At 55.9% G+C, this 25,790-nt stretch carries 28 protein-coding genes; 6 read left to right on the top strand and 22 right to left on the bottom strand.

The features are described 5' to 3' along the window. Positions 1–111 precede the first annotated feature (111 nt). From DSD30_RS16620 to DSD30_RS16520, 22 genes are all read right to left on the bottom strand, one after another. Positions 112–465 carry a hypothetical protein gene (locus DSD30_RS16620; RefSeq protein ID WP_114010826.1) on the bottom strand — a complete coding sequence of 118 codons (354 nt, stop codon included), beginning with the start codon at positions 463–465 and terminating at the stop codon, positions 112–114. After that, a complete protein-coding gene (locus DSD30_RS16615; RefSeq protein WP_157967745.1) occupies positions 462–1,574 on the bottom strand; it encodes a pyocin knob domain-containing protein in 1,113 nt (370 codons plus the stop codon). Before DSD30_RS16615 ends, DSD30_RS16620 begins: the two co-directional genes overlap by 4 nt. 71 nt (positions 1,575–1,645) lie before the next feature. Next, positions 1,646–4,882: a DUF4815 domain-containing protein gene (locus DSD30_RS16610; RefSeq protein WP_245418509.1), complete on the bottom strand. Its 3,237-nt coding sequence runs from the start codon at positions 4,880–4,882 to the stop codon at positions 1,646–1,648. Continuing rightward, entirely contained in the window at positions 4,882–6,006 is a 1,125-nt protein-coding gene (locus tag DSD30_RS16605; protein ID WP_114010823.1) for a phage tail protein, read from the bottom strand. The genes DSD30_RS16610 and DSD30_RS16605 overlap by 1 nt, the downstream gene beginning before the upstream one ends. Continuing rightward, on the bottom strand, positions 6,007–6,867 hold the full coding sequence (locus DSD30_RS16600) for a baseplate J/gp47 family protein (RefSeq protein ID WP_114010822.1): 861 nt from the start codon (positions 6,865–6,867) through the stop codon (positions 6,007–6,009). Positions 6,868–6,882: 15 nt separating this feature from the next. Then, the gene (locus DSD30_RS16595; RefSeq protein ID WP_157967744.1) at positions 6,883–7,254 is read right to left on the bottom strand and encodes a GPW/gp25 family protein; all 372 of its coding nucleotides are present in this window, start codon (positions 7,252–7,254) and stop codon (positions 6,883–6,885) included. Next, positions 7,241–7,474, bottom strand: coding sequence for a hypothetical protein (locus DSD30_RS21620; protein ID WP_138150534.1), 234 nt, complete (start codon positions 7,472–7,474; stop codon positions 7,241–7,243). Before DSD30_RS21620 ends, DSD30_RS16595 begins: the two co-directional genes overlap by 14 nt. An 11-nt stretch (positions 7,475–7,485) precedes the next feature. After that, on the bottom strand, positions 7,486–8,010 hold the full coding sequence (locus tag DSD30_RS16590; protein WP_114010820.1) for a phage baseplate assembly protein V: 525 nt from the start codon (positions 8,008–8,010) through the stop codon (positions 7,486–7,488). Further along, positions 8,010–8,774, bottom strand: a complete 765-nt coding sequence (locus DSD30_RS16585; protein ID WP_114010819.1) for a hypothetical protein — start codon at positions 8,772–8,774, stop codon at positions 8,010–8,012. Before DSD30_RS16585 ends, DSD30_RS16590 begins: the two co-directional genes overlap by 1 nt. Next, on the bottom strand, positions 8,771–9,145 hold the full coding sequence (locus tag DSD30_RS16580) for a hypothetical protein (RefSeq protein WP_157967743.1): 375 nt from the start codon (positions 9,143–9,145) through the stop codon (positions 8,771–8,773). Before DSD30_RS16580 ends, DSD30_RS16585 begins: the two co-directional genes overlap by 4 nt. 20 nt (positions 9,146–9,165) lie before the next feature. Then, entirely contained in the window at positions 9,166–9,492 is a 327-nt protein-coding gene (locus tag DSD30_RS16575) for a DUF2190 family protein (RefSeq protein ID WP_114010817.1), read from the bottom strand. Between the two features lie 78 nt (positions 9,493–9,570). Next, positions 9,571–11,490, bottom strand: coding sequence for a prohead protease/major capsid protein fusion protein (locus DSD30_RS16570; RefSeq protein WP_157967742.1), 1,920 nt, complete (start codon positions 11,488–11,490; stop codon positions 9,571–9,573). Beyond that, positions 11,474–12,991 (bottom strand): phage portal protein, encoded by a 1,518-nt coding sequence (locus tag DSD30_RS16565; RefSeq protein WP_157967741.1) that lies wholly within the window; start codon positions 12,989–12,991, stop codon positions 11,474–11,476. Before DSD30_RS16565 ends, DSD30_RS16570 begins: the two co-directional genes overlap by 17 nt. A gap of 4 nt (positions 12,992–12,995) precedes the next feature. Then, positions 12,996–13,187, bottom strand: coding sequence for a phage head-tail joining protein (locus DSD30_RS16560; RefSeq protein ID WP_114010814.1), 192 nt, complete (start codon positions 13,185–13,187; stop codon positions 12,996–12,998). Beyond that, a complete protein-coding gene (locus tag DSD30_RS16555) occupies positions 13,187–15,214 on the bottom strand; it encodes a terminase gpA endonuclease subunit (protein WP_114010813.1) in 2,028 nt (675 codons plus the stop codon). Before DSD30_RS16555 ends, DSD30_RS16560 begins: the two co-directional genes overlap by 1 nt. Positions 15,215–15,228: 14 nt before the next feature. Continuing rightward, positions 15,229–15,825, bottom strand: coding sequence for a winged helix-turn-helix domain-containing protein (locus DSD30_RS16550; RefSeq protein WP_114010812.1), 597 nt, complete (start codon positions 15,823–15,825; stop codon positions 15,229–15,231). A gap of 138 nt (positions 15,826–15,963) precedes the next feature. Beyond that, positions 15,964–16,509 carry a hypothetical protein gene (locus tag DSD30_RS16545; RefSeq protein WP_114010811.1) on the bottom strand — a complete coding sequence of 182 codons (546 nt, stop codon included), beginning with the start codon at positions 16,507–16,509 and terminating at the stop codon, positions 15,964–15,966. Positions 16,510–16,680: 171 nt separating this feature from the next. Then, the gene (locus DSD30_RS16540; RefSeq protein WP_114010810.1) at positions 16,681–17,415 is read right to left on the bottom strand and encodes a hypothetical protein; all 735 of its coding nucleotides are present in this window, start codon (positions 17,413–17,415) and stop codon (positions 16,681–16,683) included. Between the two features lie 298 nt (positions 17,416–17,713). Next, on the bottom strand, positions 17,714–20,407 hold the full coding sequence (locus DSD30_RS16535) for a phage/plasmid primase, P4 family (protein WP_114010809.1): 2,694 nt from the start codon (positions 20,405–20,407) through the stop codon (positions 17,714–17,716). Then, on the bottom strand, positions 20,404–20,709 hold the full coding sequence (locus DSD30_RS16530; RefSeq protein ID WP_114010808.1) for a hypothetical protein: 306 nt from the start codon (positions 20,707–20,709) through the stop codon (positions 20,404–20,406). The genes DSD30_RS16535 and DSD30_RS16530 overlap by 4 nt, the downstream gene beginning before the upstream one ends. After that, a complete protein-coding gene (locus DSD30_RS21615) occupies positions 20,706–20,867 on the bottom strand; it encodes a hypothetical protein (protein ID WP_157967740.1) in 162 nt (53 codons plus the stop codon). Before DSD30_RS21615 ends, DSD30_RS16530 begins: the two co-directional genes overlap by 4 nt. A 129-nt stretch (positions 20,868–20,996) precedes the next feature. Then, on the bottom strand, positions 20,997–21,497 hold the full coding sequence (locus DSD30_RS16520) for a hypothetical protein (RefSeq protein ID WP_114010806.1): 501 nt from the start codon (positions 21,495–21,497) through the stop codon (positions 20,997–20,999). 80 nt (positions 21,498–21,577) lie between these two features. On the opposite strand from DSD30_RS16520, the gene DSD30_RS21610 reads away from it, so the two are divergent. The 6 genes from DSD30_RS21610 to DSD30_RS16485 all read left to right on the top strand — a co-directional run bounded on the left by DSD30_RS21610 (position 21,578) and on the right by DSD30_RS16485 (position 25,619). Further along, complete coding sequence (locus tag DSD30_RS21610; protein WP_157967739.1) at positions 21,578–21,733, top strand: hypothetical protein; 156 nt, start codon at positions 21,578–21,580, stop codon at positions 21,731–21,733. 264 nt (positions 21,734–21,997) lie between these two features. Further along, entirely contained in the window at positions 21,998–22,312 is a 315-nt protein-coding gene (locus DSD30_RS16510; RefSeq protein WP_114010804.1) for a helix-turn-helix transcriptional regulator, read from the top strand. Between the two features lie 297 nt (positions 22,313–22,609). After that, a complete protein-coding gene (locus DSD30_RS16505) occupies positions 22,610–22,897 on the top strand; it encodes a hypothetical protein (RefSeq protein ID WP_114010803.1) in 288 nt (95 codons plus the stop codon). A 248-nt stretch (positions 22,898–23,145) separates the two neighbouring features. Then, positions 23,146–23,745 carry a hypothetical protein gene (locus DSD30_RS16500; RefSeq protein WP_114010802.1) on the top strand — a complete coding sequence of 200 codons (600 nt, stop codon included), beginning with the start codon at positions 23,146–23,148 and terminating at the stop codon, positions 23,743–23,745. Positions 23,746–23,759: 14 nt separating this feature from the next. Then, a complete protein-coding gene (gene ssb, locus DSD30_RS16495) occupies positions 23,760–24,215 on the top strand; it encodes a single-stranded DNA-binding protein (RefSeq protein WP_114010801.1) in 456 nt (151 codons plus the stop codon). A 369-nt stretch (positions 24,216–24,584) separates the two neighbouring features. Next, positions 24,585–25,619: a tyrosine-type recombinase/integrase gene (locus tag DSD30_RS16485; RefSeq protein WP_114010799.1), complete on the top strand. Its 1,035-nt coding sequence runs from the start codon at positions 24,585–24,587 to the stop codon at positions 25,617–25,619. The last annotated feature ends 171 nt before the right edge of the window (positions 25,620–25,790 follow it).

Raw genomic sequence — 25,790 nt, 5'->3', positions numbered from 1 at the left:
GGTCATGGCGAATGTGGCTGTGTGTGCGAGATGGAATGGATAGGTGTAAGCAACCAAATCCTACAACAAATCAACCATTTACACTACATTCGCCAGCCAAATTCCCGACCTTCATGCATAAGACGGGTTAGTCTGATCCTGAGATCGCCCTTGGATTGGGATCACCTTGCCGGAAGTGAGCGTGACGACCCGACCGATTGCAATGCGCCGATCACGCTCAGCGTTTACTTCATCACTGGTTGCCACCGGTTCATATGGCCTCAAGTACGGGACAGTCCCAGTTTCGAGATAGTCAGATCCCCAGTGTTCGATTGGCCACTCAGGCAAGTTTGCACTTAAAATGCGGTAGTCATCGGTGCGCGAAAATGGCAGTAAGCCATCATCAAGCATTTGCTCCACATCTTGGTCCTCGTTCAGAAACGTGCCTAAAATTGACCCTTTCGCCCGATAAACAACGTACCTCATGCCCAAACTCCTACAAATTTCAGTTTCCATTTGCTCAATGTGTTCATGGAGTAAGTAGACCCATCTTTCTTAATGGTCTGAAAGGTTCCATTCGCTATAGACTCATAATTGGACCACCAAATTTCTGTGTCTGTAAATCCAGTTACATGCCCAGACCCGTTATTGAGCTGATGCCTGCCGCTTCCAGTCACCTCTATTATGTCGCCTACGCTGTACCCTCCGTCCGGCTCTTTACAGACCATATAAGCCACTGCGAATAAGGGTGCCGCACCTTGCCCATGGGACCAAGACATTCGGCTGTTTTGCGTTACGGTAATCTCGCCAGAGGCAACGGTCGTTAATCCACCAACGTCACCGCTATACGTCCCCGCCGCAAGATCAAAATTGGCATGCACATTGTCCGGGTGGAACACCATATGATTGGCCCCGGTGATTTGTGTCCATGGGGACCATGTTCCGTTTAGTTTCTTTCTCAAAAAAGTCTTGTTGTCCGCCGAGAAGTCCCACGCAAATTGAGTGACATAAATATCATTGTGTCGATAGCAACGACCGATATACCATCCCGATCCGGGTGCGTGGGCCGCATTTGACCCCATATACACCCCGTTATTGATAGCATCGTTCCAATCGACAATCGTACTGGCTGTGCTGCCCGTGGCGGCGCTTGCTCGCGCATAATATTCCGGTAACTGATTGCCGAGCCGTGAGGCATTGGCCGCCGTTGCCGTTTTGCCCAAATAAGCCGCATCATGATTGTGATCGCTCGCCGCCTTGCCGTTGAGCGCATCGGCCAGCCCATCCACCGAGTTGATATTGACCGAGAATTGACCAAAGACAGCATTGACGCTGACCGGCACCCATGCCCCGGCCTGACGGGCGAGGAGATAGCCCTCGCCCGCCTGAGCGGCATCCACATCGCTGAGATCGGATAATTGATGACTATGGCCCACCGCCGCCTTGCCCGTGAGGGCATCAGCGAGGCCGGTTACCTTGTCCATGCCGATGCTGGCATCCGCATCGCGCTTGCCAGAAAGGGCAGCAAACAAGGCATGCACATCGTCATCAATCTTGCCAAGATTGCCATTGAAGGTGGAAAGATCCTCTGACAACCAGCCATTCGGACCAAAGCCAATCAGGCCATAGCCTCGATTAGGAGTTATAGTCATAACCTTGCCTTTTCCTAGTAGATTGCCGCCGCCTGATCGCCGATCAGAGGCCGAGCCTCAGGCCCGCCGGTCAGGGTGATCTTGACCCGTCCCTCGACCGCACTGACCCCATCGAGCTCATGCCGACGATCAGACCAATGGTTTTCAAACAAAGCCTCGGTCTCGGTCAGTGGCAGCTCGATCCAATTGTCATCAGCCTGATCATAATGGACGCTCGCCCCCGCACCCGGCGGCAGGAACGCCCGAAAATAATCAGTCAGACGCACATTGGCCCCGATCTTGAACGCCTTGGAGACATAGGTCGCGCTTTGTGCGATCTCTCCAGCAATCAGGATGACCGGTGCAAAGAGGATCGGGCTAAGCTTGACCGTTCCCCGCAGCACCGCCCGCAATTGGACCGTCTCGGTGATATATTCATCAAGAGACAAGACCTGACCCGCCGTGAGGCGATAGATCACCCCATTGGTGCGCTCAATCTCAAAGGTCACCGAGCAGTCACCGGACGGCACAAACACCCCGGCCCGAACCTGCAAATCAGAGCAATTGACCAAGGCATGAGATCCAAGATCAACTGTCTTTGTGGTTTGCGTGTAACGCGCCGCGATGAGCCTGAAAGTCAGATCCGAATTTTGATGAGGCGTCCAGCTTTTGGCATTGGAGGACGACAGCCGCACGCCGACCGTATAGGGCTGACCCGTGATATAGCGTTGATTGACCACATCGAGCGCGCCCAAGGTCGCCTCGGCCACCGCATGCACCCCGTCATCGGTCTTAATGACAAAGGCATGCTCACGGTCACTTTCGGTCAGGACCGGCAGGCGATAGCGTGCGCCCTTCCAGCCCACGACAGCGCCAGCCATGGACACAAAGCCCTCAGAGACAATCTCCGAGGTTGGAATGCCATTCTCAACCGTCACCTGATTGACCAAGATCCCGTTGGCCTCATCACCGATGGCACAGAGCTTGAAATCCACACCAATGACCTGACGGGGTTCCGCAGGCGTGAAGGTTTGCGCCTGAGGATCACTATCCCCCGTGTTGCCCCCTTCCCCGGATCCGGAGGTCCGGTTTGGATTATCCCAAAAGGAGAAGCCATCGCCGTTCGATTGCTCGACCAGATCCACCACGCCCCGTTGCCAAATGCTGATTGCAGTCACCCGCTGCAGGGTCTCGATATTGATCGCCCCCTCAGCCGTGAACACCGCCCACGCCTCAAGCCCCGCCGCCGATTTAGCAAAGACCTGTTTTGTGCCAGTGGTGACATTTTCCGGGATCGTGAAAGCGACCTCGATCTCACCTTGCGCATCAGCCACCTGCACGCCCGCCGGTTTGACATCGCGGCCATCAAAGGTCAGCTCGGCCAGTTGCTCGCCTTCCGACAAGCCCTTGATCACCGCCGTCACCGAGATTGACCGCATGAATTCGGCCTGCTCGGTGCGCGACCCAAGTGACCGGGTGCTTTCATCCACGGTCTGGAGCGGCCCACCATCCCACCGCGTGCCGCGCTGGAATTCTTGCGTTTCCGGCGAGGCCCACTCAGAGGCCGAGACCGTCCAGTAATCCGCTTGAGGCGACAATTCCATCGCGCCGGGCATCGGGTTAAAGTTCATGTAGGGGTTGATCGGCTCGCACCCGGATTGCGCCTCTTGCGCGATGATCACCTCCTCCTCATAGTCAAGGAGCACCGGGCCGGTCAGTGGCGCAGTGTAAAAGGTGGCAGCAATCGGCAACTGGAGGAGACCGCCAAATACAACAGCATTTTGCACCTCGCCCGCATCGCGGTTGCTATCATCGAGAAACGGATCAACGAATGTGTTGCGCACCCGTGCATTGTCCCGCCGCACCGCTTGCGCCTCCAACAGCGAAAGCTGCAGCATGCGGGTCATATTTTCCATATGCGCCCAGCGCCGGGCGAGCTCATCATAGCTCACCGCAAAGGTGCCATTGTTGACCACCGCAGGCGTGCCGAACCAATCATTATGCACCTCGGCCAGCTTGAGCAAATCCGCAGGGCTTTGCGGCTCCAAGGTTGAGCCCGGCACGCCGTTGACATAGGCCGGAAACCCGTCTTTGTCCAAACAGATCAGATCGATCCGAGGAAGCTTGTAGGTATAGGCAAGGATCGCCTGACCACCTGCAGCCGAGCCCGACACAGTGATCGAGGTGGCATCAAAGGCATCCGGCACCACGACCGTGCGATAGCGATAGGTCACGTTGTAAGTGGTGCTCTCGGCAGGTTCAGCGCCCGGCAATTGCCAATCCATCCCGCCAGCACTCAATTGATAGTCTGTGCCCTGTACAAAGGTTGTGCCGCCTTGGACCACAGAAATGATGCTGGTCACACTATTGTCAGGCAGGCCATCCACACCATTGGTGGTGGTCCCGCGCGTGATCTGGACGGTCTTTTCTTTCTCGATCAGGACTTGGGTCACCTCGGCAATCGGCGCATAGGCGACCGTGATTGTGGCCGCCACTGAGCTGGCAATCGTGTGGGTCTCACCCGGCACCGCCGCAACTTCGAAATCCTCCTCATGGCCGATCCTCAGCGCAGCAAAGCGCGTGCGCTTGCGACCTTGGATATTGGCCTCACCCTGCTCAATCGAGAAATATTGTTTGGTGCCGTCCTTGCCGAGCGCCGTCACACGATTGCCCGACACGATATAGTTGCCGCGCACGCGGTCATATTGAGCAATCGCCGCGCTCACGCCTTCCAGCGCAGGCGGAGGGGTCTGATCAATGATCGCCCCATCCTGCAGCGAATAGACGCGATAGAAATCACCGTCACCGCCATCGTCAAGCAGGCCCCAAGTCAGAGACCAGATCTCACGCGCCGCACCGGGCTCGCCTTCCGCATCCGATCCCGACACCTGACCCTTGAGCTGAGGATCCTCCTCATCGGTCAGCTCGCTCTTGACCAGCCGCACGCCGATCTCGACAAGGCCGACCATTGAGACAGCCTCAAGCACCTGAGCCTCAACCGCCAGCACGTCCCCGGCGATATAGATCTCACCGGCTTCCAGCGTCACGGCAGCGGCCTCAATATCGACAATTGCCAACGCCCCGGAAATCCGGTCGCCATCATTGGCGATCAGGTTGCCGATCCGCCGCGTGCGAGCGCGCGCAATGGTCTGCAGCTCATTGAGCTCACCGCCTTGGATCAGCGGTTGCTCACCGTGGAAGGTCACGCCTTTCCACTCAGGTTTATCGACCGCCCGGTCAATTACGTGGTCTAGTTCATCCCGCGTTGCCATCATACCCTCACTTGAAACTTGATTTGCTCGCGCACCGTCTTGCGCAAGGGGATCTCGACCGCTTGCCGCGCCATCTCAACCCCGCCGGAGACGAGATCAGGCGTCAGCCACATGCGACCGGGCAACACACCCGCCGCAATGTCAGCCTCAGCAATCAGCGCGATATGGTGAGCGGTCATCAGATCCGCGTCATTAAACGCGGTGAGCGCTTCCACATAGAGCCGATCCCCCGCCTCACTTGGCGCCAGCGAGACCCCGTTAAACTGATAGGCACCATCGACCGCGACCCCGACCGGATGGACCGCCCGCGCCCGACGATAGCCAATGGCCTCACCAGCCTCATCAAACAGACCAACCAGATAGGAGAGCTGCTTGAGCTGGTTCAGCATCACAAAGCGTCGTTGCGCCACCGCGTCCGACACCCATGGGAAATTGGCCTCACTCCACGGGATCGTGGCATCCGCCCAGGTCAGACCGGCATTCTCATCGACCGGCACGTCAATCCAGAGATCGAGCGCCTCACCGACCGCTTGAGAGAGCAGAAAATCGGCTTCCCATGTCCGGCAAAAAGACCAGATCGCCCCGCCATCCTTGACCCGGATCCCGCTTGAGAAATCCAGCATGGCATTGTCGAGCCGCGCGCCATTCGCCTCAGCGGCCCGCACGTCATAGGCAAAGACACCGCGCCAGAGATCCGACCGCATGGCCATTGACAGCCGCGTCACCCCTTCAATCTGTTCGAGCACCGGGTCATCATTCCCCGGCAGGCTGGAAAAAATGAGGGTGATCTGGTTCCAGAATGTGCGGCTCGGTTTGGCCTTCTCGATCTCAGCCGACAGATCCAGCCAGCCAAGCCCCAGCGCGACCGCCCCATCACTGGAGCGGATCCGGGTCCAATCCGGCCCCTCATTGACGAGGGTGTATTGATTGGCAATGTAAGGCGTCAGCTCGGTCAGCCCATATTCAATGATCAGCGGCAACAGAAAGGAGGGCGACGGGTGATCATGCTTAAAGCCCCGCATCGTGCCAATGGCATCGTGCAAGACTTGAGGCATGGCCATGGCGTCAGCCATCGCGCGTTCCCATGGGGTCGCGTTCGATGGCAACAAAGAGGAAAGAGACATTTAGAAAGCCCTTCCAGCGAGCTCCATATTGACCTCACCCAAGACAGCGACCTCAGTGAAAGGCACCTGCTTGTCAGAGGCCGGAGAAACGATCTCAATGCGATGCACGCCCGCATGATAAAGCTTGGCCTTGAGCCAAGTGTCATTGACATCGCGGCCCAAGAGCATGATCTCAGACCATGCAGCAATGAGCTGAGCTCGCATCTCCTCGATCACCGTGACCGAGGCATCCGGCAACAGCCAGACCCGCGCATGCACATTGGTCACCGCCCGCGCGGCAGGCGCGACAATGATTGTGTCATTGGTCAGGCGCGCCTCAGGGCTTTGCAAGGCAGCATCCACCACCGCCAGCAAGTCGGCATCCGGCACGCCATCATTGTCCGTCGAGATGATCGCCACATGGACAGTTGGATCCCGACCAATCCGATAAGGCTTGGCATCCGCGACCCGGATATCGGCAGTCATGGCGATGAGCTTATAATGTGGCTCACTGCCCCCAAGATCGCCCGCGCTGGTCTTGAGCACAATCCTTGTGAGATAGCGATCATCACTCTCACCCACCATCCGAGGCAGCTTGTGAAAGCCGCCCAGATAGTCGATATCCGTACCAGTCGCAAAGGGCAGAAATTGACCTCGCACCGCTTCATTGACGCTTTGCCGCATCAACAATTCTTCATAGGTCGAAACCTGCAGAAGGATCACAGCCGGGTCAGTCTCCAGCGCTTCCACATCGTAGGTCAGCCCTTGCGCTGCAAAGCTTTCCACCGCACGATCAATCCGAGCCGCCAGAAAAGCCTCATAGTCAATCTCATTGACCATAGTTGGCAAAGGGAGGCCCTCAGGCCAAAGGCTATTGGACATTGACTTTCTCCAACCCTAAAGCAGCACAGAGACATTGTGCTTTTCGACCGTGAAATCACCCAGATGACCGCGCGGCATGAAATCGCCAACGACCGCGACCGGCAACCGGCCTTTTCGCCGGGTGGTCACCGTCTCAGCAGGCTTGACCCGCTTGACATCAAAACGCGGCTCCCAAAGGTCAATCGCCAAAGCAATCGCCCAAAACATCAGGAGCGCATTTTCGTTGTCGAGATTTTCGCGCAGCAACATAAAGGGGATGAGCGAGCCAAAATCCTCACGCATCACGCGCACACCAAAAGGCGTCGGCAAGATGTAATCCCGAATGCTTTGGATCGTATGATCCCATTCGCTCGCCATCTTGCCAGTGTTGCGATCAATCCCCGGCATCGTCTTTTGCACGCGACACGGTCGGAGCCTTGTCAACCTTTGGCGCAGCCTTGGCCTTTGCCTCGGACTTTTCATGCGCCGAGGTGGTGACATGACCGAGCAACCAAAAATGGTTGAATTGTTTCTCGCTCAGCTCGATTGTCTGCCCCGGCTTGACCGGCGCGCCATTGATCCGCTCACCGGCCTTGTCAGTAACCTTGCATTTGATTGTCTTGGACATGGTTTCTTTCCTCATTTTGGTGTGAGCGTGCGCGCCGGACCTTCTGCAATCCCGCCATGGGTATGGGTCTCATCAATCGTCACACCGTTATTTTTGACATAACCCTCATCAAGATCGACATTGCCGACCGTGCGGATCCCGGAGCCGGTCAGCTCAAAACGCTTGCCATCGACCTCAGCCAGAATTTGACCATCCTTGATCAGCAAGGAAGTCTTGCCGACCGTCAGCCTCAGCTCATCGGGCCCCTCAGAAGGATTTTCATTTTCACCAGTCCAATCACCGGGCAGGTAAAAAGCTTGTCGCGCATCGCCATTGGGACAAAAGAGCGTGACAGGCTCGCTCTCACTTGCGGTAATGTTGAGTTTGACCGCACCCGCCGCAAAGCTCTTTTTACGCGCGCGGATAGGGTCACCCGGCCCGACCGAGACCTCAGAAAAGTCACTGCCAACTTTGGTAATCCGGCCCGGTCGGATGAGCCGTTCGATCCGCTTCTCAGCCACAGTGAGCCGCGATAAGATTTCCTGAAAGGGATCCATCAATCCAAAACCTTATCAGCCGGGTCACGACCATCGACCGGCAACCAGACAAAACCGCCCTCATCCGGCACAAGATCACCAAGCCCCAACAATTGAGCCTCACCGTTGCTCATGTTGCGCTCAGCCAGCTCAGCCAATTGTGGTAGCGCCGCCGGGTCCCCGGCAATATCAGCCCGCAGCAAAGCCGCATGCCGTGCCGTCTCAGAGACATTTTCAAGATAAGTGAGCGACCGATCCACCCAGCCGGTGGCAGGCTTGTGAGGCGCAGGCTCGGCCAGCATGCGCGCGGTCAGATGGATCTCACGCGCGGCAAACCGCACCCCATCTTTGCGACCACCACCGACCATGCTCTTACCGGTTACCAGATCCAACCCATCATGAAACAGCTCAGCCGCCTCGCTGCTTTCGGGTTGCAAGGCGAACAAGACCCCTCGCTCCAGACGCGAGAGATAGATCACCGCCCCCGGATCGGAATAAGGCAATTTCCATTTTTGTCGGCTTGGATCATTGGCGGCTTTCTCATCGGCATAAAGCACCGCCATTGAGATCAGAAAGGTCTGCTCAGATCGCCCCTTGAACACCGAAGGATTGAGGGACAATTGCGTATCCTCCGAATTAACAATCACGATAGGTGCGCAATGGTGCGCCTTGTCCTTAATGATATTGCCGATCAGGGCATCAAACACCCGCTCTTGACCAGCAAGGGTCTCAGCGGCCTTGATCGCCTGCACAAGCAGCATTTGCAAAATGGATCTGATAATCATGCCACTGACACCTTGACGCTGATCAGGTCATTGGAGGACGCAGGAGGAGCATATTCAACCACATAAGCATTCTGCTCATGGTCGAGCTGCTCGATCCGGTCCAATTCCTTGAAGATAAAGCCCGGCGGCAAGTCAGCTTTTCGAAACCGGATAAACGGCACTGTCAGGGTCACATCACCCTTAAAGTTGACGCCGATCCGCTCGCCATCGAGCTTTTGCGAAAACTCTTTCTCTTGCGGGACACCCACGCATTCAAAAGGCTCGACCGCCCCGCTCTCATCAACATTGCCATATTGGTCACGCACCACCCGACTGATCAGATAGCGCTCACCAAAAACTTGGTTGTTAATGCCAGCGGAGACGGTCGCCATAGCTCGCCGCAGGGACATGGTTAAACCACGGTCGGGACCAGCACGATCTCAACCTTGCTATCAGCCGAAGCTGAGACGGCAATACCTACCAACGTGTTGTCAGTTGCGGCCCCAGTGAAAGCCTTATCTGCAGCCTTCCAATAAAGCTTGGCACCAACTGCCACGGCATTGCCAGTAAACGGCACATCATATTTGCCGTTACGCTCAAGCCCCACCAGCTCGCCCTCATCGGCACTGGTAACATAGCAGCCAAACAGAGAACCGATCAGAGCAAAATCGCCAGACTTGGCACCGCCAGCAGGCGCAGGCACATCAATGACATTGCCCTCGGAAAGATAGTTTTTCATGATTTTGGATCCTTAAAACGAGCAAAGCCCAGCACGAGGGCTAGGCTTTTGCTCAAGGGATGGATTGGATCGGCCTAATTATTGGCCGGGATTTTTGACCGCGCCACGGAAATCAGACGCCGACACATGGAAATCAAGCACCACGACCAGCTCAACACCATCGACCGGGCTCGACTGGTTGCGCATGAAGATCGGCCCCGGATTTTGACGCAAATAACCGTAGGTCATCACGTCATACATTTCCGGGTTAGCGAACAAACGCCAAGATTTATCGGTGATCTCAGACTCGACAACCAGCTCCAGCTTGCCGCTGAACGGGTTGAAATCGGCCTGCTTGGTCGGGGTGACCTGAGCAAGGAACATTTCCGCTTCCGTTTCCAGATCCGGGCCAACCAGCAGCTTTTTCGCCGGAATGCTCAAGCGCTGCTTGTCGAGGCTCTCCTGCAAACGCATTGCTTTACGAGCAGCAGAAACCCCGGCGACCCCAAGCGCCGCCGCAGCCAGCAAGTTATTGTGAGCGGCATCAAACAGCGCTTTGCCATCCGACAACTTTGGACCATTGCCGCCATTGGCGAGCAAGATCTTGTAAGCCAGACCATTCTCGAACAGCAAAACAGCCTGAGCCGCTCGACGGCCAATGTCAGCAAATGCGCCGAGATTGTCGTTGATCAGCATTTGACGGGTGATCGAGACACGCCGACCGAAGGTCTTGAGCTGAGAGGTCTCTTTGCCTTCCGAGATACCACCGAAATCAATCTCGCCCTTTTCCGTCACCTGCTTGAGCGTCGGGAAATCGCCAAGGCTGTATGAGCTGGAGGTCTTGAAATCCTGCAGGTCAGACCGGCGCATAATCTCGCGATAGGTTGGAGCCGCTCGATCATATTCACGCCGCATGAGCTGATGATTGACCCCCTCCAGGATGAGCGGGAAATCACCGGTGGTGAGAGCGCGCTGGATGATATCAACATCATTGCGCCCGAACCTTGCCCGCTCGCCCATCGCGGTCGCCGCCACGTCAACAATCGAATAGGAGGTAAACTGACGGGCCTGATCACTCGGCTGGCTACCAGCCGCACGCGAGGCCAAGGCATCAATCAAGGCACCGCGCATATTGGCCGGGTTGTCGAGTGTTGTCTCGTTATGCGTGCCATTGGTCGGAGCCGAGGTGCGAGCCTGCAGAGCATTCAGCGCCGCATCACGCACCTCCTGCTCAGTGCGACCGCTCATCGAGCGCACCCAATCCATACCAAGGCCAGAGGCCTCGGCCTGACCGCAAACATAATCAATCGTTGCAGCAGAGCGCTCAGACTGGACAGGCGCAGCAGGCTCATTCGGAGCGCCCCGCGTTTCCTGAGGGGTTGCAGGATTGCCACCATTGACAGGATCCTGATTGGCGGACTGATCAGCCCGCTGGTTATCGGTTTCGGTTGACATCGCGCCATCCTCATTTTCTGGGGTTTCAATAGGTTCGCCTTGCGGCAAGGAACGAATATTTGCAGACGGATCGGCAGGAACGGAAACGAGAGACACCTCAAGCAACTCCCACTTGCGCGCCGTCCAGATCTCACGGTCATCCTCAATGCCGGTGCGCTCCCAATTATCGACCTTGTAACCAATCGACACACTGGAAAGCTCACCGCGCTTGACCTGACCCTCGGCATCTCGACCGGCCTCACTGTCAGCGAAAGTCAACCGGCCAACAAGCTGGCCATTCTCGACCCGAACATCGCCGACCGTGCCGAGAACAGCAGACCGCTCACGCTGATTGTGATGATCGAGGAGCTTGACTTGACCACCAGCCGCGCGGGTCAAATCAATCGCCGCGTCACTGATTTCCAGCTCCTCGAAGTCATACCAGCGCCGCACCCGCGACCCGGTTGAGAGGATCGCCTCAACAGAGCGCGACCCCTCATCATAGCTTGAAGGCGTCAGGTCAGCCGCGCGAGAGAGGCTCTGATTGCCCGGCTGGAAACGCTTTTGCTCAGTCTTCTTGGGCATCATCATCACCTTTCTTGTCATTGTCATCATCATCGGCATCATCCGGCGGATCCGCCGCTTGAGCCTTTGCATTCACATTGCCCGAATAGTCAAAGCGGATCCCGGCATCCTTGAGCACCTGATCAGCCTCAACAAATTTTGCGACCACATCGTCGAAATCACGGCCCCAGCGAGCAGTAAATTCTTGCGGTGGCATGGCACCGGCTTTGACCGCCAAAATGTCGGCCTGCATATCCTTGATTGGATCGAGATTTTCCTGCACCGGCGGCACGAAATCAGCCGGGTAACCGCCTTTTCTCGGCTTGAGCTCACCCTTGAGCACCGCCGCAAAAATGAACGACTTTTGGACGCGAGAGCAAAAGCGAGGAATGAGCAACAGCTCTTGCGTCTGCAGAACAAACCGATAGAAGGGCAACCGCCCGGCGCGCATTGAGCTATAATTGGCCTTGCGCATATCGCCGGAAACGAGGTCATACGTCATCGAGACGCCGATCCCCACCAACATCAGAATATTGGTGACGAACATCTCAAAGCTGGAATTGCTCGAAGGCGCGACCGCCTTGAATTCCTCACCCGGCTTGCCATCAATGATCACCCCCGGCGAGATCTTGCTCACCGATGGACCACCGCTCTCATCCTTTGTACCGGGCAGAACCGCGCCTCCAGCCTGAGGACGTTGCCGAAAGACCGCAAAGCAAGCCTCAATCTTGGCCTTGACCAATGCGGCCTCAAAAAACTCATTGAGATCCTTGAGCGTTGGCAGCACCGGAGCAAGCCAGCTCACACCATTGATCTGACCGGGCCGATCCTTGCGATAAAGATGGATCACATCTTCCGCCAAAAATCGGGTGCTTTGGAAGCCATCATAAGAGATCGCCTCACCGGGATGCTCATCATAGATATGATAGGCGACCCGCCGACCATGCCGGTCAAATTCGATCCCCATATCAATGCGGCCACCCTGAGGCAAAGGCCCATCTTTCGAATGATCAAGGTGATCAATCTCAAGCACCTGCAGCCGCAAAGGCAAAACCGGAAAATCCCGATCCCACCGATAGACGATCAGCACCGCGCCGCTCTCAGCCATCGCGCGCACAACAAGCCGCTGGAGACCATAATAGGTCTCCTCGCCGCCAAAATCGGCAACCTCGGCCCATTGGTCAAACAGCTTGTTTGTCTTTTTGTCGAGCGTCTTGACCCCGGTCCTCGACTTGGTTTTGATCCCACGCCCGATGAGATAGATCTCAAACAGCCGCACGATCCGCTCAGCGACCGGATTGTCGCGCACCGCCTGACGGGCATTGGCCCGCACCGTGCCAGCCGATGGCCGCACCTCGGCATTGGCAGAGGTGCGAGGCGCGACGAACTCACGAAAGCGCTTGGCCAGCATCTCGGCAGCATAGGAGCGCTGACCCATGATCGAGCGACCGACCTGATAGCGCACATATTGGAGCGCCTGCCCTGAGGCAAGCACACCCGCAGCATTCCATAAAAAGCCCATGGCGCTAACTCTCATAGATTGTTTGGATAAAGTCAGATCGAGGTTGCCCGGCGAGATCCCGCTCGATCATGTCAATGATCTCTTTCATCTCGCTCAGAGACCGATATTCGACCTCCTCACCAGCAATCCGGGTTTTCTTGGCACCAAGGGCAAAGGCCTTTTTGAGATTGGCCAAATCTTCTTGTGTCCAGCTCATCAGCTCAACCAATCATCATTTTGCCCAAGCCATCCATCACCGTCAGACAACCAACCATCGGCTGGACTGTTGCTCTCAGGCTGAGGATCCGGCTCAGGGTCCGGGTCAGGCTTGGTCAGGGCCTTGACGGGCTCAGGTGCAAAAAGCTCCTGTTGCGCGCCGACCTCTCCAAGCAAGCCATATTGTTTTTCGAGATAGTGCCAATTGTGATCCTCAAAGAGAGAGATCTGGAGGATCTCGGCAGAGGCAACCGCATAGATCTCGCAGTCAAGCAAATGGTTATCGCCGACCGGTTGCCATTTCTGTTTGGGGATCCCGGCGACAATCACATCCTTGAGATATTCAGAGGTGATCTGCTTGTAATACCAATCCGGCAAAAAATCGCCGTGATGGCAATATCCCGGCGGATCCTCAGAAGCCCCGGAGACAACCCCCTCTTTGTGAAGATTGTCATAAAAGGTCGCCTTGAGATCCCATGTTCCGACCGCGCGAAGCGTTGCGCCATCCTTGACCCGCCGCCCCTGATAGTCATAGGTGATCGGCTTTTCAGGGCCAATCGGAGGCTTGCCCCAGCCGTCCACCCCATGGATCGCTTGCGCCTTGAGACGCGCACCGCACCAAGTATAAACCGCCCCGGCCCGGCCACCGTCCCCCGCATCAACGCACATCATCTCAATCGGTCTGAGACAACCATTGATATCGGGAAACTCTTCCTCATAGACACGCGCAAGCTTTTTCCAAGCGCCCTCATTGGCGTCAGTCGTGTCACCATCCAGCCACCGGGCCGAAATGGTCCAGCTTTGCTTGCCACGACCAAAGGCCTTGATGATGACCCAAATCCCCTTATGCTGCACGTCAGCACCGGCAACCAGAATGAGGCCACCGCGCGGGATCTGGTTTTCAGGATAGTGCTGAGACCGCTCCATCAAGCGTTTCCACTCAGGCGCATTGCCTTTCATGGCAAAGGGCAAGCCAAGGACAAGGTTTTTAAAGCCCTTTGGTCCTTTGGATCCGCCATTTTCTGACGCCAGACAATCCTCGGCAATTGCCTCATAGCTCATCATCAGCGAGACAAAAGCATCCATATGGAAACCGGGCTCACGGCCCTCATTGCCCCGGTGCGCCCGATAGTGACCGGCCTTGACGCCCTTCACTCGCTCGGCCTCACTCACATGATGGCCGCAATGCGGACATTCATATTTTGACTTGTGAGGCGACTTCTCATCAATCACCAAGCCGTCAAAATGCTGATAGAAATATTCACCACATTCAGGGCATTGGATATACCAAAAGCGTTGATCAGACGCGAGAAAGGCCCGGTCAATTCTGCAGTGACCGACACCCTTGCCACCCTCCTCGCCCGCGTCAAGCTCAGGCGTCGAGAGCTGAAAAATCTTGTAAGTCTTGGCCCGGCGAAAGGCAGTGAAGCGACCAAAGAAAAGCGTTTCCGGGTCATCCTCGCCCGAAATATCCTGCCACTTGGAAACCTCATCCTTGATCCCATATTTGACCGTCTTGGATGACAGATCCATCGCCGAGTTGGCATTGGCAAATTTGATATAGCCGCCGGGAAACTTTTTCAGGAATTTTGAGGAGCCCTCATCCGACCGGCTGGTCATCGGCTTGATGACTTGCCGCCCGGTTTCTTTCTCCCAAGCGTCAATCAAGGGCCGGAATTTCTGATCGCTCATATCCTTGAGCGCATCAATCGAAGGCACCGCAAAAAGCGTATTGGCAGGCGTTTGATCCGCAATATAGAGCGCCCACGACAGGGCCAGAATTGACGCCCCGGTTTGCTGGCTCTTGCGGATTGTCACCACATTGCACGGATGCTCAACGCTCAAACATTCCGCAGGCTCGATGAGATAAGGCGCATTCGACCGGCTCCACAATTGCCCCGCATGATCACCGTCAATCAGGACAATATTTTTCTCAATCCAGTCAGGGAAACTCACCGGCAAGTTTGGCTTGATACCAGCCGCAAGCTCACCGAAGATCAGTTTTTCAGCGCCCGCAAACCAAGCCATAACAACACCAACAGTTAAAGCGGCGGATCTCCCTCAGGAGCCTCGGCAGCAATCGCCGCCAGCTCCTTGGCTACAAGGTCACAGATCTCAGCCGAATATCCTTTCAATTCCAGCCGCGCCGCATGCGACCCCTTTTCAGCCGCGAGACAAATGTCATCGGCTCTATTTTCGAGCCGGTTGATCCCGGCTTGGATCACCTTGCCCGCCCGCTCCAAAGCAGGCCGCAACAGATCCAGCCGCACCAATTGCCCCATCTCAAGGGCCTCGGCGCGCTTCTTGCGGTCAATATCGAGCTGCTTTTCCTCAAGCCTTTTATGCTCCAGCGACCCCGGCAAAGGCCCCGTCGAACTTGGCTGGCCATCCGCTTTCGGTTTGTCAGCATCAGGACGCGCCGCCGACACCTTGATCGGATCAATGGTCACATTGGCGAGCGCCTCATAGTGAGCAACCGGCACCCCGACAATATGGCCGCGCTCATTGCGCTTGAGCTCCAGCCCAGCGGCCTCAAGTTTTTTGAGCCGCTTGGAGATTGCCGCTTTAGAGATCCCTTCCATCTCGGCGAGCTCAGTCACCGTCTTGAAAAGCGTCTCACTGTTAACCTGATCGCCCATTTCCGTTAACCCCGTTAACCGCGTTAACCCAACAAAAACATAGCTTTAACTAGAAAACCCACGGGAGGTTACAACCCCGCGGGCGGGGGTGGGGGCTGGAAGGACCCGCGCGCCTTGGGCGGGTTAACCGGGGTCGGGTCAGGCAAAGAGCTGAGCGATCTCTTGTTGTAGGGTTGCATTGAGGGCCTCCTCGCTCTCTTTCTCGAACGTATCCGCCGCCTTGCCGCGAGCGCCCTCTACTGCCACGTTTGGGCCATAGAGCTGGCGGATCGGCAGGCGGTCCTCAGTCTGGCGAATGAAGACGCCAAGATGAGACTTGCCTGACTTGCCCGCCTCGACCGTGCCGAAGAATGACCCGGCGAAGATCTGACGCGATCCCCACGGGCTGGCCTCGATCCCCTCATCGGTTTGGGCCGGGCTGAACTCGGTCAGGTAAGACCATTCGGCTCGCACCCGGATCTCAAAGACGAAATTCCCAGCGCTTGCATAACTCTTGGACTTGGTTGAACGCTGGACCTTGCGTGCCTTGACGCCCGACTGCTTGGCAGTGGCTTGACGCCATGGGGTCATGGCCTGACGCCCGGCCTGACGAACGGTTGCCTGCAGCATCCGGGGCGACTTGTTGCCCATCATCTGGATGAGGTCGAGCGTCTTCTCGAAGTTGGATAGATCCACATCAATCACATCGCATCACTCCAGATCGGCCATGAGAAAACCCGCCCCGGACAATCAAGCCGGAGCGGGTTCACCTCACCACAAGGAACGCCAACAAAAAACCCGCGTTTGCTACGTGAGCAAATCGCGGGTGCTTTTCGACTATTAAAAGCTATGTCAAACGATTTGATTGCACAAGCCCTAAAGCTGGCTTTCAACCGGGTCTTGCACCCGCCTGACGAAAGACGGCAGCTCGAAGGGCTTGAGGGCCCAGCGATGCAGGCGCGGGATCATGGCATGGATCTCCTCAAGGCCACAGGCCCAAATTTCCCATTTTTTCAATTCGTTGGCATGACTTGCATGGTCACGAGAAAAGACAATATCGCAGGCCTGCCCCTTGCGGATATATGGCCCGTCATAGCCGCAAGGCTTGCGCAGCATGTTGCTGGGGATAAAGCTCAACCGTTGGTCATCGGCCCAATAGCTACACTTGCCGAGATCATAGCAGCGCAGGGCTGGCAGCTCGCTGAGCACCCCCGGCTCAAACCCGGCCCGCGCATAGAGAACCAGAGCGCCCGCCCGCATGGCCTGTTCTTTCCCCATTCCCGCATAAAAGCAAACTGTCTCATGGACAGCCAGCGCCGCCGGGTCGAGATCCTGACCGACAGGCCCGGAGCCGGAAATCATCACGCCCATTTCCTCGATCCGGTCAAAGGTGCCATTGGCATTGGCAAAGCCCAAGACCGCATCATCGGCCTGATAGCCACTCACGCGGTCAGCTTTCTGATCGCCATAGACCCACCGCAGGAGCCCGACAATGCTGATCGGTTTGGGCTCAAGGCTCTCCTGACGGGCTGGGACGGCAGGCGCGTGATAATAGACCTTTGCGGTCGCATTGGACGGCATGACCGGACCGGATTTGTAAATTTCAACCATTTGCTGAGCCTTTATTGTCAAATTTCACAAGGGAGACAGTTTGTCGACGGTTGATCGACAGTTTCAAAGACAACTGTCGAACCTGTTTTTATATATTTTTCAATTAGTTAACTAAATGGGTAGACAGTTGCGACAGTTACATAAGGTTAAAAGGTTACGCACACACACCCACACACACCCACATGAGCCTTGATACAGCCAAAACCCTCGCAACTATCGCAACCCTCTACGCAGCCTTGAAAAGACTACGTTTTTCCCGTCGACAGTTTGTCGACAGTTGGCGACAGTTGCGCACCCTTTAACCGTTGTAATCCTCCACACTTTGCGGCACGGGTGGCACAGGAGGACCGTCATGGACGCCGCCAGCATCGGGCATGACATAATCCAGCCGAATGTTGAGATAGCTGACCGTGCGCTTTTTGCGCTTCTCAAGCCCACGCTCGACCATGGCCCGGCCAAAGCCGGTCGCCTTATAGATCGGAGCCTCATTCAACCGCGCCCATGAGCAATAGGCCTCATAGAGGGTGGTGGCGTTGACCTCCTCGCCCTCGGCTTTTTCGATACAGTCAGCAATGAAGCGCCCAAGCGGGTCACTGTCCTCCTTATAGTCGTTGGTTTCTTTGGTGATCACGTCCGGCACCTGCAAACCTTCCTCCAGATAGCGCCTGACGCCATCCAGCAGCCAATTGAGGATCCCGCTCCTCTCTTGCCAAAGCTTGTCTGGCAAGCCCTTGTCCTGCTGATCCTCAGGGATATTCTGATCCCAATGGAACAGCACCACGCGCCGCCAGATCCCTCGGTCAGCCGAGCGGATCGAGGGCCGATGATTGCCCGAAACCATGAGCTTGAATTGCGGGAAAAATTCGAAAAAATCCTCACGCAACTTGCGCACCTGCAAAGGCTCACCACCGGTGATTTCCTTGATCACCGCCTCGGCCAAAACAGACCCACGCTCAGGCTCGGAGGCCTTGACCAAGCGCTTACCGGGCAAGCGGGCGAGATCCGGGGTCGCCTCGGAGCCACGCTTGCGGTCATCCTTCAACAGGGTCGAGAAATTGATTGTTGCCGCATAGGGCCCCATCATCTTGGCCAGCAGATCCATAAACACCGATTTGCCGTTACCACCCTCACCGAAGTTGAAAACGAATTTCTGCTCACGCGTCAGGCCGGTCAGGCAAAGCCCCGCCCAAACCTGCAGGAAGGCCTGCTTTTTCTTGCATGGGATCGCCGTATCCATGAACCGCTGGAACACCTCATAGCGCGCGTCTGGGTCATAGCTGACCGGCATCACCTTGGCCAAGCGATCCTCGCGCCGGTGAGGCTTCAAGGTCTCGCACGCGCCCTCAAGTTTCATGGTGCCATTTTCCAGATTGATGACCATGAGATCAGCATCCATCTCGGAGGGCTCGACCGTCATGTAATTCTGAGCGGTAGTGATCATGTTGGCGATCCGCCCGGCATTGCCGCAGGAGATCGCAAAGCCGAAATGACTATTGGCAAATTCGGCGATCTCCTCCTCATCCTGCAACCAGTCCGGCGGCTCATGGCGCAAGGCGGTCGCCTCATCCTGCATTGCCCTTGCGGTCTCATGAGCGCGCTTGTGAACATACTCCCAAGCGTCATCCTCGGTCCAATGCGAGCCGCACCAATGGTGCCAGCCAATGTCTCGCACATAGAGCAAATCCTGACCAAACCGCGCCTGCAGCCGCTCGCCATTGCCCAGATCATTGCGCTCCAGCTCAGCGAGCTCACGATCCAAGGCCGAGTAGAGCGCCGATCCATCCGACCGCTTTGGTGGCACGGCAAAGGATGATTTCTTTTTGCGCTTCTTTTTGGGCTTATCCCCGGCCTCGCCCTCCTGATTTCCTTTTGCCGCTTTTTCGGCATTATCCCCGTGATCCTCTTGGCTTTCAGGGTGATTTCCTTTTGGGCTATCCTCAGCAAATCCGCCATAGTCATCAGGGCTCGGCGCTGGAGGATAAGAGCCGGAGCGAGGGGCCCGGCGGGCGGCTTTGGCGCGGATCTCGGACAGGTCGCGTGGATGATTGGCCCCATCATTCAGCCCGCTATTGATCGTTGCTTGCACGGCCTTTGCGCCGTCATCTTTCATCAAGCCATTGCTTTGCGCCGCATCCTGCAACAGGCCGAAAGCCATGGCGCGGGTGATCACCTGAGCACCGACCAATTGCCCGATGGAAAAGGCCGCTTTGTTGAGCTGATTGTTACGCCCGCCTTTGCCACAAGTGCGCACCGCATGACACTCGCCATCGACCGCCGCAAGCGCATATTTTCGGACCGCCTCATCCTCCTCGGCCAAGGTCGATTGAAAGTCACCCTTGACCGCCGGAGCCGCACCGCCCTCCTCCTCGGCCTGCTCGACCGGCTTGATCACCAGATCCAACAGAGCCTCAGGAGCCTCGACCGGATCGACCTCAGTAGCCCAACGATAGACCGCACCGTCAGCCCTGATCGAAGGCGGCACGATGACATAACCGCCCTCACCCCTGACATCAACATGAGGCACGAATGCGAGCCTGTTGCGCACCTCTCGGCCATCGCTTGGCATGCGGTAAAAGAGATGACGTCCGCCCCTTGGGGTCGCGGTTGAGAGGGTCTGAGGCAAGGGCTCGCCGATGACCTCCTCGACAACAGCGATCAGATCCTCAACCTCGATCACCTCGCCGGTGACATCATCGACCTTTGCATCAAGGTCCAAGACCCACAGATCACAACCCCAGCCGGTCGGCGCGCCGATCAGCGCACGCGGCCACCGCGCCCACCATTGACGGATCTGATCGGGATCCTTGGTTGCATTTTCTGGCCAAGCCTTGATCAGTGATTTCTTGTTGCTTGGATTGGCCGGGAAGACCGCAAAGCCCTTTTCCGCCAGCGCCAAGGCATGATCCAGCATTTTCAGGCCGCTCTCGCCATTTGCTTTGCAATTGGCTGGCGCTGGCTTCGACGGCGGAAACGTTGTTTCCTTGTCTGTCATAGCAAAACCCCTTGTTGTTTTTTGAGATTGCGCTCTCGCCGCGCCTTGCGAGCGCGAACCGGTTGCGGCAACAAATAATCAGGAATGTCGGAAGGTTTGCGGGTCTCAGTGCAGAGTTGTTTATGCGCCTGAGCAATATGGTCAGCGCAAAACCATTGCCCCGGCCTGCCCGCCTTGAGCGAGGCCCCAATCCCGAACGCGCCCCAATTGGAGCAGCCCTTGGCCATGCAAAAATGTTTCACGCATGCCGGGTTGCTCTTATATCGGGTCGGCTTTTTGGCTTGGTCGATGATGAGGGTCATGAAATCCCCTCAACTGAGAGCCGGGCCTGCTCATCGAGAAAGGCCTCCAGCTCGGCCTCATCCGTCAGGAACACCCCATAGACGACACGGCCATCAGACATATTGACGAGAAAGGCATCCTCATCACCGAACACGACACCGGCACAGACCTCGCCCATGCGGGTCAGCTCATTGGCCAATTTTTTTGAAAGAAAGAGTCTTGGGCGCGGATGGACGCTCTCACACATTGCATCGCAATGTGTTGGCGCTTGCTTCGACGGCACTCGCTTTGCTCGCTTGTCGGGCATCTATTCACCCTCCTCAACCCGCGCCGTGTAACGCGCTTCAAGGGTCATGCAAACCCGCGCCAAGGCCTGCAGTTTGCCGCAGAGATCCTTTTCGATGATCTCTTCGGCGCTGACCTTGCCATCATCCGCAAGCGCCTCAGACAGCGCCTTGACCAGCCCGGCAAATTCATCGGTCACAGCACAGACCGCCGCATGACCGCGCCCCACCTGACAGCCATCCGGCTTTGGGATGGCGATCATCCCCGCAAGATCAGCAAGGCGCTTGACCCCATTGTTGGATCGCCCCTCGCTGAAAAGGATGATCTCAGCCAAGATCAGCAAGGACATGCTTTGTTGACGGCTTGGATCTTGCACCTCTTTGGGGCGCGCCATCCGATCAAGGGATTGGGCGCGATAGCCAGTGATTTCCGATACGGCCTCGGCACCGCCCGCCGCATCGAGATCGAGGCGGCTGGCAGCCAAAAGAGCGCTGATTTGCTTGTTGGAGAGCGCATAAGTCATGAGCGAAGACCCCGCGAAAAAACATGGACCGAGGCTGACCAGTCTTGCAGACTGGTTAACAACCACAGGAGACCAAGGAAATGGGAAACAACAGGAATGAAGGTGACCCGGCAGACCTGAAAGAGATGAGCGCCGAGACTTTCCGACAGGAAGCCGCAGCCCTCGGCCAAGAGCTGGCCAGACAGGTCAGGCGACTGGCTAAGCATCGGGGTCATCCGCTGCCCGCCTCCAGTTGAATAAACTGTCAGGCACCACAATGCCCTTTTCTTGCCCCAGATTTCGCAACTCGCGATACCATGCAGCAGGAAACTGACCGGAAGAAACGGCATTACTAATAGCTGGTGACTTTACTCCTAGGCGCTCAGCGACCTCACGAGAACCCAACGAAGCTATGATATTGCGAGCATGTTCCATGCCCCAATAAATTCATTAAAAGTGAATTTAGTCAATATTAGTTTTTAGAAATATTCATTTTTTGTGAATTGTGCAAAATAAGCGCCATGAAAACACCAGACGAAGCATCCATGGAAAAAGTCGCAGAGCGGGTCAGATGGCTGAGAGACCATTTGAACCTGAAGCAAAAGGATTTCGCCTCGAGCATAGAAATTCTACCTACGCAGCTAAACAACTGGGAAAAAGGCAATCAACGCTTATCGCTTCAAGGCGCTCTGAAAATTAGCAAGGTTTATGGGGTGTCACTCGACTTTTTGTTTTTAGGAAGAGCCGACACATTACCGCAACAAATGCGCGTAGCTTGGGCATCCAGACCACGCGTGAGCACTTCTAGCGCATCAAGCGAGAACCCCGACACATAACAAGCCTCCAACATCAATTTCAATCTCAACTCATCACTCATTTTACACTCTTAAGTCTCCCACCACACAATGGGAACAAAATGTGAACAAATCAAGATTTTCTTTACTTTTCAACCTATATGCACAACACAACCGCATTCACACCTAAATAACCCATTCCCCTAAACAACCCAAAAAGCTAGAAACAGCGCACCACAACCAACGCTACCTGTTATTCACTTTTTATGAATTTTTTTGTTGACTATTCATTTTTTGTGAATTTCAATAATGCAAAGAACTTTACCCGGACTTTGCAGAATGACAGTCACAAATCTATCGGCGACAGCCAGCCCCGACCATCGCCAAGGCACCACCGCGATCATCAATGGTCGCGCCTATCGCTGGCCCTCCAACTATCAATGGAAGCAGCTCGACAAGCGCCACAATGCGGATGAGCTTGATGCCATTCATCGCACACTCAAAGACTGGTTTGACACCAGCCCGGTGACCATCGAGCTCGCGCAGGAAATCGCCGACAATGCCCTGAGCGCCTTTGATGCATCCGGCCAAGCCCTCGCCTTCCTGAGGCGCGCAAACGGACATTAAGGGGAAGCCTTCCCCACTCACCCCTTCTCTGGCGACGTGCAAGGGGTGAGCACCTGAGGGGTGGATCGGTGATTTCTCCTCCCGATCACAGCGGATCCGCCCCTCTTTCCTACCATTCAAGAAAGGCCCAAACCATGATCATTCGAGACATTCTCGCCCTTGGCAGCTTGCTCACCTTCATGACGATGCTTGGCGTTTGGGCCTCCATTCTCTTTTGACCCGTTCACCTCCAGACAGAGAAAACAGTCATGACACTGCATTTCATTCTCCCTGAGCGCCGCTCTATGCCGCAAAGCCCTGAGCCGGATGACATTGATTTTCGCCTGATCGGCAGGCTCCTCGCCCTCAAGCCTTGGATACCTTCGCTTTTTAACGGTCAATATAGCTTTGCCGATCACTTGCTTAACCTTGCCGAGATCGTGCCGCCCAATTTCCAGCTTGAGGCCCTTTTGCTCTTTGCGCACGCGGCTTTTGATGAGCCGGTCATGCCGATGATCGAGGAGCAAAACGACACGCGCCGTTTTTTTGCGAGCTTCAAGCCGGTCGGTCAGGTGGATCCCTATATCAACCGGATCCGCGCATCTATCCGCCTTGCAGCCGGGCTGGAGCGTCACCCGGACGTTGGAGACCTTCGCTTTCTGATCGCAGCGACAAGCGCAACCATTCAAGCAGAATTGCGCGACATGGGCAGCGGCCACACCAGCAGCGTGACCAAAGGCGCAGCCATCACCAAACACCCCATCATGCCACGCACCACCGAAGGCGCAGCCGCCCTTTGGGCCGACCGGGTGGAGCAGCATATCCCTGACCGCATGGCAGAACGCAACCCCGAACGGGTCGCAAGTTAGAGAGGAGCCATCCAATGGCCGGATCAGTCAATAAAGTCATCCTTGTGGGCAATCTTGGGCAGGATCCTGAGATCCGCCGCACCCAAGACGGTCGCCCCGTCTGCACACTGTCCATTGCCACCGGCGAAAGCTGGAAGGACAAAAACACCGGCGAGCGCAAGGAAAAAACCGAATGGCACCGAGTTGTCATTTTCACCGAAGGCCTTTGCAAGATCGCCGAGCAATATCTCAAGAAAGGCTCGAAGGTTTATCTTGAGGGCAAACTCATGACCCGCAAATGGCAGGACCAGAACGGTCAGGACCGCTACACCACCGAGATTGTGTTGCAGGGCTACAACGCCGCCCTGACCATGCTGGAGAAGCTCGGAGCAGGCGGACCACCACCAGCCGAGCCGGGCAGCTATGGCGATCAACCACCCGGCCCAGACAGCCGCATCCGCGACGATCTGGACGACGATATCCCATTCTAGGGAATTGCCCTGCAATTCCCGACCGCACCACTCTCCACCTCACCACAGGAGCACAATAATGGATCGCCTGATCATCCCAATCGCCGCCACCCTTTCCGCCCTCGGCTTTGGCGCATATTTCGCCATCATGAAAGCCACCGCAATCATCGGCCCTCTGATTTAGGAACAAGACAATGGAGCCGCGCTTGATTAGCACAAAAGACGCAGCGCGCTATTGCGGTGTCTCAGTGGCCTATCTGCAAAGCAACTATCCTGGCAGACACATCAGAATAGGCAGCTACCCGAAATGGGATAGGAAAGTCCTCGATCAGTGGATCGATGAAATGTCTGGGCTGAGCAACACTTCAATCAAGGATACGGTACAAGACTATGGCTGGGCGGAACCGGGTTAAAAACCTGCATATCATCACCTCTAAGGGCAAGCGGTATTTTTACCATCGCAAAACCCGCGCGCGCATTAAGGGTGAACCAGGCACAGCAGAATTCTATCACCAAATCGCAATTGAAGACGCAAAAGTGCTCAACCAAAAGCCGATAAAGAACAGCCTAGGCGCATTGATTGAGGCCTATCGCAAAAGCCCGGAATATCGAAGTTTAGCACCCCGCACGAAGTCCGACTATGACAAGATCATGCACTGGATGCAGACTGGCAAGAGGAAAGACACACCACTAAACGGCCTCAAACCATCCACCATCACAAAAATCCGCGACATCGCATTCAAGATGCATAAGCGCACATTTGCTAACTATGTGGTGACTTGCTTTTCCCTGCTCTTCAATTGGGGCATGCAGCACGATTTCATCGAGACCAATCCAGCCGCAAAAGTAAAAAAGCTCAGAAAACCGACCAACGAAGGCCCAGCAAATCGCCCATGGACACAAGCCGAGCGCCTCGCCGCACTTGATGCAGCGCCGCAACAGTTGATCCTGCCCATGGCCCTCGCCCTCTATGCAGGCTTGAGACAAGGTGACGTGATCAAGCTCCCTTGGACTGCTTATGATGGCGGTTCAATCAACTTCATCCAAAGCAAAACGGGCGACCCAATATGGGTGCCGACAGGTCAAGTCCTGAAAACGATCATCGACAACACGAAGCGCCATAGCCCAATCATGTGCCTGACCACCAAACACACCCCTTGGACGGCAAGCGGCTTTCGCGCATCCTTTTTCAAGCTTATCCGCGAACTGGAGCAAGCCAACAAGGTCCAGCCCGGCCTAACCTTCCACGGCCTACGCACAACACTGGCAACAGACATTGCCGAGGCCGGAGGCAGCGAAAAAGAAATGATGGCAGTACTAGGCCATCGCACCGAAGCCATGGCTAGCCACTATTCCCGGCAGGCGAACAAGAAGAAACTGGCGAAAGGGGCTATAGAGAGGGCAGAATTGAAGAATAAGAAATAGTCGCTTGGTTTTCTGGGATGCGCCCGAGCCCGGAAGACGATTACAGAGGAATACGGTCATTCGACAAGCATCATCTGGGACAAATCCAGTTCCCCATCGCTGCAATTCGAAAGCCTCCTCAATACACCTCTACAATTTAAAGCTATCAAAGCCATTCAATAGAGGTCCTCA

It is taken from the genome of Cohaesibacter intestini, from assembly GCF_003324485.1.
Taxonomy (GTDB): domain Bacteria; phylum Pseudomonadota; class Alphaproteobacteria; order Rhizobiales; family Cohaesibacteraceae; genus Cohaesibacter; species Cohaesibacter intestini.
Note: the sequence above shows the minus strand (reverse complement) of the source record. Positions and strands in the feature narration are given on the sequence as shown.